This is a genomic window from Stenotrophomonas sp. STEN021 (assembly GCF_056760175.1).
In genome coordinates this window covers 19,457-31,986 of record NZ_JBRREH010000008.1, presented here as the reverse complement: position 1 = coordinate 31,986, position 12,530 = coordinate 19,457, and the positions used below count along the sequence as shown (strand labels likewise).

General features: G+C 64.0%; 12 protein-coding genes. 6 read left to right on the top strand and 6 right to left on the bottom strand.

From position 1 onward, the window contains the following. The first annotated feature begins 21 nt into the window (after nucleotides 1–21). Together ACVOL0_RS02855 and ACVOL0_RS02850 are read left to right on the top strand one after the other, a co-directional pair. Nucleotides 22–714 carry a PepSY domain-containing protein gene (locus ACVOL0_RS02855; protein ID WP_481547818.1) on the top strand — a complete coding sequence of 231 codons (693 nt, stop codon included), beginning with the start codon at nucleotides 22–24 and terminating at the stop codon, nucleotides 712–714. Next, the gene (locus ACVOL0_RS02850; RefSeq protein ID WP_481547817.1) at nucleotides 711–2,525 is read left to right on the top strand and encodes a 2Fe-2S iron-sulfur cluster-binding protein; all 1,815 of its coding nucleotides are present in this window, start codon (nucleotides 711–713) and stop codon (nucleotides 2,523–2,525) included. The genes ACVOL0_RS02855 and ACVOL0_RS02850 overlap by 4 nt, the downstream gene beginning before the upstream one ends. Before the next feature lie 342 nt (nucleotides 2,526–2,867). On the opposite strand, the gene ACVOL0_RS02845 is transcribed toward ACVOL0_RS02850, so the two are convergent. The 5 genes from ACVOL0_RS02845 to ACVOL0_RS02825 form a co-directional block, all read right to left on the bottom strand. After that, nucleotides 2,868–3,407 (bottom strand): DUF411 domain-containing protein, encoded by a 540-nt coding sequence (locus tag ACVOL0_RS02845; RefSeq protein ID WP_481547816.1) that lies wholly within the window; start codon nucleotides 3,405–3,407, stop codon nucleotides 2,868–2,870. A gap of 59 nt (nucleotides 3,408–3,466) precedes the next feature. Further along, complete coding sequence (locus ACVOL0_RS02840) at nucleotides 3,467–3,766, bottom strand: EF-hand domain-containing protein (protein ID WP_481547815.1); 300 nt, start codon at nucleotides 3,764–3,766, stop codon at nucleotides 3,467–3,469. 61 nt (nucleotides 3,767–3,827) lie between these two features. Further along, nucleotides 3,828–4,985, bottom strand: coding sequence for a copper resistance protein B (locus tag ACVOL0_RS02835; protein WP_481547814.1), 1,158 nt, complete (start codon nucleotides 4,983–4,985; stop codon nucleotides 3,828–3,830). Next, a complete protein-coding gene (locus ACVOL0_RS02830) occupies nucleotides 4,982–6,787 on the bottom strand; it encodes a copper resistance system multicopper oxidase (RefSeq protein ID WP_481547813.1) in 1,806 nt (601 codons plus the stop codon). Before ACVOL0_RS02830 ends, ACVOL0_RS02835 begins: the two co-directional genes overlap by 4 nt. A 120-nt stretch (nucleotides 6,788–6,907) precedes the next feature. Next, nucleotides 6,908–7,279 (bottom strand): CopL family metal-binding regulatory protein, encoded by a 372-nt coding sequence (locus tag ACVOL0_RS02825; RefSeq protein ID WP_481547812.1) that lies wholly within the window; start codon nucleotides 7,277–7,279, stop codon nucleotides 6,908–6,910. 341 nt (nucleotides 7,280–7,620) lie between these two features. On the opposite strand from ACVOL0_RS02825, the gene ACVOL0_RS02820 reads away from it, so the two are divergent. The 3 genes from ACVOL0_RS02820 to ACVOL0_RS02810 all read left to right on the top strand — a co-directional run bounded on the left by ACVOL0_RS02820 (nucleotide 7,621) and on the right by ACVOL0_RS02810 (nucleotide 11,234). Beyond that, a complete protein-coding gene (locus ACVOL0_RS02820) occupies nucleotides 7,621–8,742 on the top strand; it encodes a PLP-dependent cysteine synthase family protein (RefSeq protein ID WP_481547811.1) in 1,122 nt (373 codons plus the stop codon). A gap of 34 nt (nucleotides 8,743–8,776) precedes the next feature. Beyond that, entirely contained in the window at nucleotides 8,777–10,807 is a 2,031-nt protein-coding gene (locus ACVOL0_RS02815; protein WP_481547810.1) for a M3 family metallopeptidase, read from the top strand. 79 nt (nucleotides 10,808–10,886) lie between these two features. Continuing rightward, on the top strand, nucleotides 10,887–11,234 hold the full coding sequence (locus ACVOL0_RS02810) for an SH3 domain-containing protein (RefSeq protein WP_481547809.1): 348 nt from the start codon (nucleotides 10,887–10,889) through the stop codon (nucleotides 11,232–11,234). 210 nt (nucleotides 11,235–11,444) lie between these two features. Here ACVOL0_RS02810 and ACVOL0_RS02805 read toward each other — a convergent pair whose 3' ends face one another. After that, on the bottom strand, nucleotides 11,445–12,044 hold the full coding sequence (locus ACVOL0_RS02805) for a lipocalin family protein (protein ID WP_481547808.1): 600 nt from the start codon (nucleotides 12,042–12,044) through the stop codon (nucleotides 11,445–11,447). Nucleotides 12,045–12,180: 136 nt separating this feature from the next. Here ACVOL0_RS02805 and ACVOL0_RS02800 point away from each other — a divergent pair, with 136 nt between their 5' ends. Further along, a complete protein-coding gene (locus tag ACVOL0_RS02800; RefSeq protein ID WP_481547807.1) occupies nucleotides 12,181–12,498 on the top strand; it encodes a hypothetical protein in 318 nt (105 codons plus the stop codon). Nucleotides 12,499–12,530 lie beyond the last annotated feature (32 nt).

Here is a 12,530-nt window from a genome sequence, read left to right as displayed (position 1 = left end):
CATTGAACGAGGACGATGTTGATGAAACCCGCATTCTGGGCACGCCGTGCCCACAAATGGATCGGTCTGGTGATCGGCGTGCAGGCGCTGCTGTGGATGCTCAGCGGCGTCTACATGACCGTGGTGCCGCTGGACGTGATCCATGGCGACCACCTTGCACATGTGCACGGCACACCGCTGCCGGCGCAGACTGCGCGCGTCGGCGCCGATGTGCTGGCTGCGCGCTATCCACAGATGGAGTCGTTCCGGCTCAAGCATGTGCTGGAACGCGAGGTCTATGAGATCCGCCAGGGCAAACAGAAGTACCTGGTGGATGCCGCCAGCGGCGAACGCCTGGCACCGATGGACCGTGAGCAGGCAATAGCGCTGGCGCAGTCGCTGTATCAGGGCAAGGGCGAAGTGGAGCGGGTGGAGTGGATCACCCGCGCCCCGTCGGAAGTGAAGACCCGCCCGGTACCGATGTGGGCCGTGCATTTCAGCGGCCGCGGTGACAGCACGCTGTACCTGTCACCGGACAGTGGTGAGCTGTTGGCGCGCCGGCATGACCTGTGGCGTGTATTCGACTTCGTGTGGATGTTGCACATCATGGATTACGAGAACCGCACCGACGTCAACAACACCTTGTTGCGCGTGGCCTCGATCATTGGCCTGGGTTTTGCCCTCAGCGGCATCTGGCTGCTGTTCTACAGCTTCGGTAAGCGGAGGAACGCATGACGCCCCGGATGCGGACCCTGCACAAGTGGGTGGGCCTGATCGTCGGCCTGCAGTTCGTGGTGTGGTTGGGCAGCGGCCTGATGATGAGCCTGCTCGACCCTGACAAGATCGAAGGCAGTGCCCAGCAAGCCGCAGCTGTCGCCAATCCTGCATGGCCGGCCACGGCAGTGTCGCCGAGCGTGGCGCTGGCTGCAGCCAAGGGCGAGGCGGCAACACTGGACAGTGGCTGGTTGCTGCAGCAGCCCGTATATCGTCTGCAATCACCGGAAGGCACCGAGGTGATCGATGCCCGCGACGGCAAGCGCATCAGTATCGATGCGGCGATCGCCGCGAAAGTTGCACAGGCTGCATATGCCGGTGATGGTGTCGCCGCCGCGCCGCAGTACTTGGAAAAGACGCTGGAAACCCGGGCCAACCCGGACCCGGTGTGGCGCGTCGACTTCAGTGATGCGCAGGACACCAGCATCTATGTGTCCGCGCACAGCGGCCAGGTGATGGAACATCGCAACGCGACATGGCGGCTGTTCGACATCTTCTGGATGCTGCACATCATGGACTACAGCAGCCGGGTCAACTTCAACAATCCGCTGGTGGTTGGCATGGGCATCGGTGGTCTGTGGTTGGCGCTGACCGGCGTGTGGTTGCTGATCGCCAGTTTCCACCTGCAGGAGTTCATCCCGCGTCGCTGGCGTTCGCGGCGGCAGCTGATGGTCTATGCACCGGGCGGCGCGCATCTGCGCACGGTCGAAGTAGCCAGTGGCGACAGCGTTTACGTGGCACTGGCGCGCGAAGGCATCAATCTTCCCTCCAACTGCGGTGGCGGCCAGAGCTGCGGTCTATGTGAAGTGCGGGTGCGTTCCGGTGCTGGCAAGGCAACGGCGGCAGATCGCGCACACGTGTCTGATGCCAAGCGCAAGGTCGGCTGCAGGTTGGCCTGCAATCTGCAGGTGGACGAGGACGTCGAGATCGAAGTGGCCGGCGGCGCCAGCCTGTGGACCGAGCACTGGGCCAGTGTCGAGAAGGTCGTGGCGGTGACGCCGTTCCTGCGTGAGATCCATCTGCGCCCAGAACAGGCTGCAGACGCGCAGTTCCAGCCCGGCTGCTATCTGCAGCTGCACGTGCCCGAGTACGAGCTGCCGCGCAGCGCGGTGTGGTATCCGGGTGAGCATGAAGAGGATTGGAAGGCGCTGTCCCTACCTGCGTCCCTACAGAACAAGGCGACGGTTCGGCGCTCGTATTCGTTGGCAACACCGGTTTCCAATGCGGACGGCGGCCTGGTGCTGCTGGTGCGTTTCAGTCCCGGCTGGCAGGAGAACCGCAAGCATCCGCCGGGCAAGGGCTCGACCTTCGCCTATACGCTGCGCGAGGGTGACCGTGTTCGCTACAGCGGCCCGTTTGGCGATTTCGCACTCAGCGGCAGCGAGCGCGAGAAGATATTCATTGGCGCTGGTGCGGGTATGGCACCGCTACGTGCGTTGGTCCAGCAGCGGCTTGATGAGGGTGGTGGCGAACGTATGCATTACTGGTACGGCGCCCGTGGCGAGCGAGATTGCCCGTATGTCGAACAGATGCAGGAGCTGGCGCACGAGCATGCCAACTTCAGTTGGCATCCGGTGTGGTCGGGGCAGGGAGCCGATGCACGTCGTGTGCATGAAGCGATCCATGAAGATCTATTGAAGCAGCATCCGGATCTGGCGGGTTGCGAGTTCTATCTGTGTGGGCCACCGGCGATGTTGGCGGCGACCAGGCAGCTGCTGCGCAAGCTGGGTGTTGCGGATGAGCGGGTTGCGTTTGATGACTTCAAGATCTGAGTGAACTTGAGCTTGGCTGTTGCGGCTGCAGATGTAGGAGGTCTGCAGCTGTTGTAGTTGCTGTTTCCGTTGCTATTGCTCCGGCTTCGGCCCTGGCCTTGGCTCTGGCTTTGGCTTCGGCTCTGGACATTCCCTTCTCCCGCTTGCGGGAGAAGGGGCCCGGAGGGCGGGTGAGGGGCGCTTTTGCACCTTGCGGTAAAGCCCCTGCCGAGCATGGCTCGGCACTACAACCGCGCGCGGCTTTGGTCCCGTCCCTTGCGCTGAGGCAAGGGGGCTACGAATCAATAGTTCGTCTATTGCGTCTCTCCCGCCCGCAAGCGGGAGAGGAGCTTTTAGCGCAAATTACTCGTGCCTTGAGAACTCGCTCAACGAACCATCATTGCCCAGCAGTGCAACCGTGAACGCCTGGCGGTAGCCATCCGGCGATTCCATGCCCGGTGTACCTACCGGCATACCCGGCAGCACCAGCCCGCGTGCCTGCGGGCGCTCGGCCAGCAACTTCTTGATGTCTTCCACCGGCACATGGCCTTCCACCACATAGCCGTCGATCTCGGAGGTGTGGCAGGACATCATGCCGTCACCGATTCCGAGCCGCTGCTTGACCGCCATCATGTCGCTGGTGTCATTGAGCTGTACCGGGAAACCCGCCGCCTGCATATGCTCGGCCCAGCCGCCACAGCAGCCGCAGTTCGGATCCTTGTGCACAACCACCAACGGCAATGCCTTGGTAGCCGGCGCAGCTTCAACAGCTTTCGCAGGTGTCGCAGCAGCCGTTGCGGCTGACACAGTAGCAGTCGACGGACTGGCATTGCAGGCGCTGATCAACAAGGTACCGGCAGCCAGCACCAGCAGCGAGAACATCGGCTTTGAACGCATTTTCATGATCTAGATTCCTTGGACAGTTTGCCGCACCGGCCGGAGGCGAGTGCGGCAGCAGGGCGTCACAGCATCGACAGGCCGCGCTCGAATTCCTTGGCGTCGAGCTTGCCATCGCGGTTGCCGTCGCTCATGCCGAAGTGCGGCAGCAGCGGGTGACCGCTGGGCAGCTCCTCGCGGCTGATGAAGCCGTCCTTGTTGGCATCAAAGCGTTTGAACGTCGCCGCTGCATCAGCTTGCGGCGCTTTCGCAGCAGGCTTGGCCGCCGGTGCATGGTGCTCATGGCCGGCATGCTGGGCCTGCGCGATGGAAACGGAGGCAAGGGAGATCGCGCCGACCAGTGCGGCCTGGATAAAGAACTTCATCGAATGTATTCCTTGTAGGGAGAGTGGGGATGGCGCCGGCAGGCGACGCCATCACTACGAATCAGAACCAGAAGCGCACGCCGGCAACCCAGCGCGATTCGCTCACGCCTTCGCCGGCATCACGGTGCATATCAGCGGTATCGCCGAACGCGCGTTCGTGCACGAAGCCCACATACGGTGCAAACTTGCGGGTGAACTCGTAGCGCAGGCGCAGGCCTGCTTCCACGCTGCTCAAGCCCTTGCCGACACCGCGGCGCGGATCGTCATCGGCAACGATGCTGGCTTCCACCACCGGCTGCAGAATCAGCCGATTGGTCAGCAGCACGTCGTACTCGACCTCGAAGGCCAGCTCGGCCTTGCGCGGTCCACCGATGTAAGCCATCGCCGAGACTTCGAACTTGTACGGCGACATGCCCTGCAGACCGAAGGCCGCGCGGGTCAGATCCGGCGATTCGCGGCTGTTGTCATGCCGCGCACCGGCTACCACGTCCCACCATGGCGAGATCGAGTGCCCGTACAGCGCATCCACCGACCAGTCGCCGAGTGCGTTCTCGCTGCGCTCGCCTTCGCTGCGGATCCACAGGCGGTTGATGTCATTGCCGAACCACGAGTCGATGCCCCAGGCCTGGCCGCTGCCGTGGGCGTTGTCCCAGGCTTCCAGGTGATCGAATACCACCAGGCTGTTGAACGACGGTGCGTGTTCCATCGCATGCGGCTTCAGTACCGGGAAGGCATCGTCGAAGTCCTGCTTGGTCGGCGTCGGGATCGGTTCGCGCGGCGTGTCGCTGGCACTGCCACCCTGCATGTTGTGGCCGGCATGCGGATCGGCGGGCATTGCATGCCCTGCGTGCGGGTCAGCTGCTGCGCCGTGGCTGGAATGATCTTCCGCCTTGGGCATGTTGTGACCAGCATGCGGATCGGAGGGCATGGCATGTCCCGCGTGCGGGTCAGCCGTCGTGTCGTGGCTGGAGTGATCCTCCGCCTTGGGCATGGCATGGCCTGCATGTGGGTCAGCAGCCTTGGCCTTGCTGCCATGACCGCCGTGCGCAGCATGCGGATCGGCCGGCTTGGCCTTGGGCATGTTGTGCCCGGCATGCGGATCAACTGCCGGTTTTGCTTCAGCGTCATGCCCGGCGTGGCCCGCATGCGGGTCCTGCGCGAAAGCGCTGCCACTGGCGGCCAGGGCGATGAACATCAATGAGCGAGAAAGGGTCTTCATGCGTCGATCCTCACTTCGCGCATCATGCCCGCTTCCATGTGGTAGAGCAGATGGCAGTGGAAGGCCCAACGGCCCAGCGCATCCGCGCGAACGCGGTAGCTGCGGCGTGTGCCCGGCGGCATGTCGATGGTGTGCTTGCGCAGCTGGAACTCGCCGTCGGCGTTCTCCAGGTCACTCCACACGCCGTGCAGATGGATGGGGTGCTGCATCATCGTGTCGTTGACCAGCACGATGCGCATGCGCTCGCCGTAGTTCAACTTGATGGGCTCGGCACCGGCAAACGGAATCCCGTCGAAGTTCCAGGCGAACTTCTCCATATGACCGGTGAGATGCAGCTCGATCTCGCGGCCGGGCTCGCGTCCATCCGGGTCCTCGAACAAGGAACGCATCGCGCCATAGGTCAGCACCTTGCGGCCGTTGTCACGCAGGCCGATGCCGGGGTCGTCGAGCTTGGGCTCGGTGGCCGCAGTCTGCATGTCGATCAGCGGATTGCCGGCTTCACTGGGCTTGTGCTTGGGTGACTTGTCGCCGCCGCCATGGGCACCGTGGCCCATCGCCGCGCCGCAACCGCCTTCCATGCCCTTGGCACCCATGTTGGCGCCGCAACCACCTTCCATGCCGGCACCGTGGTCGCCATGGCTGCCCATGTCGTGACCCATGTCGCTCATGGTCAGCAATGGACGCGGATCGATCTGCGGAATCGGCGCCTGCAGACCCTGCCTCGTTGCCAGCGTGCCGCAGGCGTAGCCGGTGCGGCCCATGTCCTGTGCGAACACGGTGAAGGCATCCTGGCCGGTCGGTTCGACGATCACGTCGAAGGTCTCGGCCGGGGCGATACGGAACTCGTCGATGCTGACCGGGTGGATGTACTGGCCATCGGCGGCGACCACGGTCATCTTCAGGCCGGGAATGCGCACATCGAAGTAGGTCATCGAGGCGCCGTTGATGAAGCGCAGCAACACCTTTTCACCACTGCGGAACAGGCCGGTCCAGTTGCCGGCTGGCGCGGTGCCGTTCATCAGGTAGGTGTAGGTGTGGGCATTGATGTCGGACAGATCGGAAGGCGTCATCCGCATCCGGCCCCACATGCCACGGTCGGCCAGGGTCTCGCGCAGGCCGTCCTTGCGCGCGTCGCGCATGAAATCACCGACCGTGCGCTGGTAGGTGTTGTCGTGCATCGGCATCTTCTTCATGCGCCGGAACAGCGCATCCGGATCGATGTCGGTCCAGTCCGAGAGCATGACCACGTGTTCGCGGTCGAAGTGATACGGCGGCGGTGCCAGCGGATCGACGATCAGTGCGCCATACAGGCCGGCCTGTTCCTGGAACAGCGAATGGCTGTGATACCAGTAGGTGCCGGACTGTTTGAGCTGGAAGCGGTACTGGTAGGCCTCACCCGGCGCGATGCCGTTGAAGCTCAGGCCCGGCACACCGTCCATGTTGGCCGGCAGCAGGATGCCGTGCCAGTGGATGGAGGTCATTTCATCGGTGAGCGTATTGGCCACGCGCAGGTTGACCGTATCGCCCTCACGCAGGCGCAGGATCGGTGCAGGCAAGGAGCCATTGACGGTGATGGCGGGGCGGGTGCGGCCGGTGAAATTCACCGCCGAGCGACCAATCGCAAGGCTCAGCTCGGTACCTCGCAGCTCAACCGGCGGCACCGCCATGGCGCTGCCGGCGGCGAAGGCCTGAGGAATGCGCGCCAGACCGGCACCGGCGACCACGCCGCCAATGGCCAGACCCTGCACGAAGCGACGTCGCGACAGTACCGAGCGCGAATCGGAAAGGAAATCAGAAGACATGTGGAACTCCCGGTCACACAGCCGCATCACGATGCGTTGCTGCATGTCCTGAACAGATCAAGGGTGCACCAGGGCGATGGCCTTGGCACAGATATCTGCGGACGCCAGAAGGCGCGGGAATCAGGCGATGGGAGGGCGGTTGAGCTGGCCCGGGGCCACGTCGTCGCGAGAGGGGAGTGCTGACATTGGCGCCAGGGCATGGCGCATCGGTGCAAGCCGCACCATCGCGGCGCTGGGCAGCATGTTGCAATGCTGCTTGCAGTCACAGTTGTCACCGCTGGCACAGGACGAGGGCGCCTTGTCGGCGTCGCCTGTTTCGCACTGCAGATTGGCTTCCTGCTCGTGGCAGCAGTCGTGGGTGCTGTCACCGGCTTCCATTGCCATTGTCATTGCCTGCATCGGCATGGCCATCGCCGTTGCAGACCACACCGAACCGACCGCACCAGCGATCAGGGTCAGGCACAGCAGCAGGGGCAGCAGGATGCGCGGCACGGGCTTTGCGGTTGGAAGCGAGGCTGAACCATAACATTCCTGAGTAGGGGCTGGGCTGAATGGTTGGGGAGAGCGGGTACGCAGGTGGGTAGGGGGGGGGCCGGTTCTGTTCCTGCTCACAAAGCCAAAGCACCCCTCCTCAATCCTCCACTGCGCCTGCGGCGCAAGGGAGGAGGTAGAAGCGTGCATCGGCCAACTCACCGGCGGGTGCAATCACCCCCTCCCTTGCGCCGCAGGCGCAGGGGAGGGTTGGGGAGGGGTAGCGCTCCTGCAGTTGTTGCCAATCTCCCGCAACCCAACCAAGTAGAATCCACCCAGCATTCACCAAGAAGTGGCGATCCATGTCCCAGCGTGATTGGGTGGCGGCGGCCATCCACAAGATTGAAGCCGACTACAACCGTTCGGCTGATACCCATCTGATTCCCATCGATCTGCCGGGCTTCCCCGGTATCGATGTCTATCTGAAGGATGAATCCAGCCATCCGACCGGCAGCCTCAAGCACCGCCTGGCGCGCTCGCTGTTCCTGTACGCGCTGGCCAATGGTTGGCTGCGCGAGGGTTGCCCGGTGATCGAGGCATCCAGCGGTTCCACCGCAGTGTCCGAAGCCTACTTCGCACGCCTGCTGGGCCTGCCATTCATTGCGGTGATTCCGGCCAGCACCTCGCCGGAGAAGATCGCCGCCATCGAGTTCCACGGCGGTCGCTGCCATCTGGTGCAGCGCGCCTGCGACCTGAACTGCGAATCCGAACGATTGGCGCGCGAGACCGGCGGCCACTTCATGGACCAGTTCACCTACGCCGAGCGCGCCACCGACTGGCGCGCCAACAACAATATCGCCGAGTCCATCTTCAAGCAGATGGCTGAAGAGCCGCATCCGGTGCCGGAATGGATCGTCTGCAGCCCCGGCACCGGTGGCACCGCCGCTACCCTCGGCCGCTACGTCAGCTACCGCCGCCATGACACCCGCATTCTCTGTGCCGACCCGGAAGTCTCAATCTTCTACGACGGCTACTGCGCCGCGCTGGAGGGCCGCGACTGGCGGAACATGACCTGCGAAGGCGGCTCGCGCGTGGAAGGCATTGGCCGTCCGCGCGTGGAGCGCAGCTTCATCCCGACCTGCGTTGACGCGATGGTGAAGGTCACCGACGCGCTGAGCCTGGCTGCGATGCGCCATGTCAGCGCCACCCTGGGACGCCGCGTTGGCGGCTCCACCGGCACCAACTTCATCGGTGTGTTGTACGCCGCCCAGCTGATGCGCGCTGCCGGCCGTGATGGCTCCATCGTCAGCATCCTTTGCGATGCCGGCGAGCGTTACGCGCACAGCTATTACAACCCGGACTGGTACAGCCAGCAGGGCATCGACGTGGCCGGTGCCGATGCGGTGGTGGCCACGGCCGTGGCCGGGCAGGGCATGCCGGTCCTGCCTTGTGCCTGGCTGGAAGCGTCGCCATATCAGGTTTGATGCCGGCGCAGCCGGAACTGTTTGAAGGAACGTTGTGAACACCACCAATCCCCTGCTCGATTTCTCCGGCCTGCCGCGTTTCGACGCGATCCGCGCTGAACACGTCACCCCGGCCGTCGATGCGCTGCTGGCCGAGGCCGAAGCCGCGGTGAAAGCTGCAGAAACCGTGGCGCCGGTGAGCTGGGAGAACTTCGTGGTGCCGCTGGACGATGCTACCGAGCGGCTGTATCGCGCCTGGGGCCAGGTCTCGCACCTGCAGGCGGTGGTCAACACGCCGGAGCTGCGCGAGGTCTACAACGCCAACCTGCCGAAGATCAGCCGCTTCGGCAGTTCGGTCGCGCAGAACCCGGCGCTGTACGCGCAGTACAAACTGCTGGCCGCCGCGCCAGCAGCGGCCAGTTACGACGAAGCACAGCGCAAGGCGCTGGAAAATGCACTGCGTGATTTCCGCCTCGGCGGCGCCGAGCTGGACGACGCCGGCAAGGCACGTTTCGCCGAGTTGCAGGAAGAACTGTCCGGCCTGCAGGCCAGGTTCTCGCAGAACGTACTCGATGCCGGCGATGCGTTCGCGCTCTACGTGGATGTAGCCGACGACCTGCTGGGCCTGCCCGATGACGTGGTTGCCAGCGCCCGCGCCGCCGCGCAGAAGGATGGTCGCGAAGGGTACAAGCTGACCCTGCAGATGCCGTGCTATCTGCCGGTGCAGACCTACGCCGACAACCGCGCGCTGCGCGAGCAGCTGTATCGCGCGCATGCGATACGTGCATCGGAGTTCGGCGATGCGGCGCTGGACAACACCGGCAATATCGATCGCATTCTCGCCGTGCGCAACGAACTGGCCGCATTGCTGGGTTTCGACAACTACGCCGAATATTCGATTGCCACCAAGATGGCCAGCGACGCACCGCAGGTGCTGGGCTTCCTGCGTGACCTGGCCGCACGCGCCAAGCCCTATGCGCAGCGCGACCGCGCCGAACTGGAGGCTTTTGCCCGCGAGCAGTTGGGCATGGATGAACTGCAGGCCTGGGACCTGGCCTATGTGGCCGAGAAGCTCAAGCAGGCGCGTTACAGCTACTCCGAGCAGGAAGTGAAGCAGTACTTCACCGAGCCCAAGGTGTTGGCCGGCCTGTTCGGCGTGATCGAGCGTCTGTACAGCCTCAAGGTGGAACAGGACAGCGCTCCGGTCTGGCACGAGGATGTGCGTTTCTATCGCCTGGTGGACGCCGACGGCGCGCTGGTCGGCCAGTTCTACATGGACCTGTACGCGCGCGAAGGCAAGCGCGGTGGCGCGTGGATGGACGATTGCCGCAACCGTCGCGTTACTGCCGCTGGCGTGCAGACGCCGCTGGTCTATCTGGTCTGCAATTTCGGGCGCGGCAATGATGGCAAGCCAGCGACCTTCAGCCACGACGAAGTCACCACCGTCTTCCATGAAATGGGCCACGGCCTGCATCAGTTGCTGACCCGCATCGGTGAGCTGGCGGTGGCCGGTATCAATGGCGTGGAGTGGGATGCAGTGGAGCTGCCCAGCCAGTTCATGGAGAACTTCTGCTGGGAGTGGGAGCAGGTGGAAGCGATGACCGCGCACGTCGATACCGGTGCGCCGTTGCCGCGTGAACTGTTCGACAAGATGCTGGCGGCAAAGAACTTCCAGAGCGGCATGTTCACCGTGCGCCAGCTGGAGTTCGGTCTGTTCGACATGCTGCTGCACAGCCAGTACCAGCCTGAACAGGAAAGCGTGCTGCAGCTGCTGGAGCGCGTGCGTGGCGAAGTGGCGGTGAACATCCCGCCGGCCTGGAACCGTTTCGCCAACCAGTTCAGCCATATCTTTGCTGGTGGCTATGCGGCCGGTTATTACAGCTACAAGTGGGCCGAAGTGCTCAGCGCCGATGCCTATGCCGCGTTCGAGGAAGCACCGGGGGCATTGGCTGAAACCGGCAAGCGTTTCCGCGATGAAGTGCTGTCGCGCGGCGGCAGCCGCAGTGCTGCGGAGAATTTCCGTGCCTTCCGTGGCCGTGAACCGCAGATTGACGCCTTGCTGCGGCATAGCGGCATGACTGCCTGAACAGTGTCCACAGCCGGGGCTGGTCAGTCGCGGCGATGAGGATCAAGCTTGGGGATACGCCTTCCCCAAGCCTGACGACATGCCCCGGCTAATCACCCGCATCGCAGCCTGCGCAGCCATCATTGCTGCGGTGCTGTGGTTCCAACCGCGCATCAACGAACCTGCTGCCCAGGTCAGCAACGGGCTCAATCTGCGCAGCGCGCCGGATCAGCGTGCCGAACGTCTGGCGGTATTGCCGGTGGGCACGACAGTGGAAGTACAGCGCTGCCTGGCCGACCTGCAATGGTGCAATGTGCGTGCGGACGGCAAGAGCGGCTGGGTAGCGGCGGATTACCTGATCGCCCGCAGCGACGGCAAGCAGGTCAAACTGGCCGAAGCCGGCAAGCAGATGGGCGTAGTCATAGAGACCGCCAAACCCGGCGGCTGAGTAGCCGCTGTAGTGGGGGGCCCCGCGGGGGGGGGGGGTTTTAGGCAAAAAAAAACAACACCAGGGGTGGGCCCGGACCGAATGTAAAGCCCCAGAGCCCGGGCGTGGGGGGGGGGTTGGGTGGGGGGGTTTACCGCTCCTCGCAGGTTGCAGCGATATCAGCTTCGCGGCTTACGCCGCTCCTACAACAGCAGAATCAGGCCGACTCCGTTACTTCTTGTTCGGCACTTCAAAGCCCAGCTTGTCCACCTGCTGCGGGTGTTGCGGCACGCGCTTGAGCTTGTCGGTGTTGACGTCGTACTTGTCACGCAGGCGCGTGGCCAGCTGGCGATAGGTGGCGTTGTCCATGTCCGGTTCGCGGGCGAAGATCCATGCCATCTCGCGGCCCGGGTAGCCAATCAGTGCCCAGGAATAATCCGGCGCCACTTCCAGGATGCGGGTGTGGGTGGGCACGATCCGGTAGAACCAGGTGCGCCAGCGACGGTTGCCGCTGTCTTCGTCGACCTTGGCGCGGATATCGATTTCATCTTCCGGTTCGGCGAAACCGTCGCGGAACTGATACTTGATCGAGACCTTGTCGTCGTCGCGCAAGGTGTAGGTGTTGACGCTGGCCACATGACCGCGCTCGATGAAATTGGGCACCCGCCCGATCACATACCAGCGGCCCATGAAGCGCTGCAGGTCAATCGGACCCTCGGCGATTCCCTCAACCGTCGTCGTCGCCGGCGCAGCCTCCTGTGCAAAAGCCGGGCTCAGCGGCAGGGCAAGACTCAGCAACATGGCGGACACAAAGACGGGAATCGGTCGCATTACGGTTTGGGCACCTATGAAGGTCAGGGCTGCATGTTCGACGGGCAGTGATGCGCCCGTCAATGGCAGGTCGCAGTCTGTGAGATGGCGGCCACCGAGGATGCACTCCAACACAGCCATGTTGCCGGAGAACGTCATGACCAAGCCGCTCGCATCGTCATCCCGTCGTAACGCGCAGGACGCGCCCGACCCGCAGGTGTTGCGCTGCGTCAGACAGGTTGCCCTGGCTGGCTTGGCGCTGGTGCTGGTATGGCCGGCGGTGCGCGGCCACAGCGACTGGATCGGCTGGCTGCCGCTGTGGTTGGTAGGTATGCCGCTGAGCGCCTGGTGGGCCTTGTACCGCTTTCGCCTACCCGCAGCCTGGCGTAATCGCCATGCCAAGCCACGTAAGCGCGGCCCGCAGGCCACCCGTGGCCGCCGTCCGGCCCGGCGCCGCCTGCCACAGACGGCCTGACCTTCGACACGTTGGGGTGGGCAGGGGGCTGT

Coding starts and splice junctions, on each gene's coding strand:
- ACVOL0_RS02855 (WP_481547818.1), top strand. CDS start 22: ATGAAACCCGCATTCTGGGCACGCCGTGCCCACAAATGGATCGGTCTG.
- ACVOL0_RS02800 (WP_481547807.1), top strand. CDS start 12,181: ATGACCAAGCCGCTCGCATCGTCATCCCGTCGTAACGCGCAGGACGCG.
- ACVOL0_RS02850 (WP_481547817.1), top strand. CDS start 711: ATGACGCCCCGGATGCGGACCCTGCACAAGTGGGTGGGCCTGATCGTC.
- ACVOL0_RS02845 (WP_481547816.1), bottom strand. CDS start 3,407: ATGAAAATGCGTTCAAAGCCGATGTTCTCGCTGCTGGTGCTGGCTGCC.
- ACVOL0_RS02805 (WP_481547808.1), bottom strand. CDS start 12,044: ATGCGACCGATTCCCGTCTTTGTGTCCGCCATGTTGCTGAGTCTTGCC.
- ACVOL0_RS02840 (WP_481547815.1), bottom strand. CDS start 3,766: ATGAAGTTCTTTATCCAGGCCGCACTGGTCGGCGCGATCTCCCTTGCC.
- ACVOL0_RS02820 (WP_481547811.1), top strand. CDS start 7,621: ATGTCCCAGCGTGATTGGGTGGCGGCGGCCATCCACAAGATTGAAGCC.
- ACVOL0_RS02830 (WP_481547813.1), bottom strand. CDS start 6,787: ATGTCTTCTGATTTCCTTTCCGATTCGCGCTCGGTACTGTCGCGACGT.
- ACVOL0_RS02835 (WP_481547814.1), bottom strand. CDS start 4,985: ATGAAGACCCTTTCTCGCTCATTGATGTTCATCGCCCTGGCCGCCAGT.
- ACVOL0_RS02810 (WP_481547809.1), top strand. CDS start 10,887: ATGCCCCGGCTAATCACCCGCATCGCAGCCTGCGCAGCCATCATTGCT.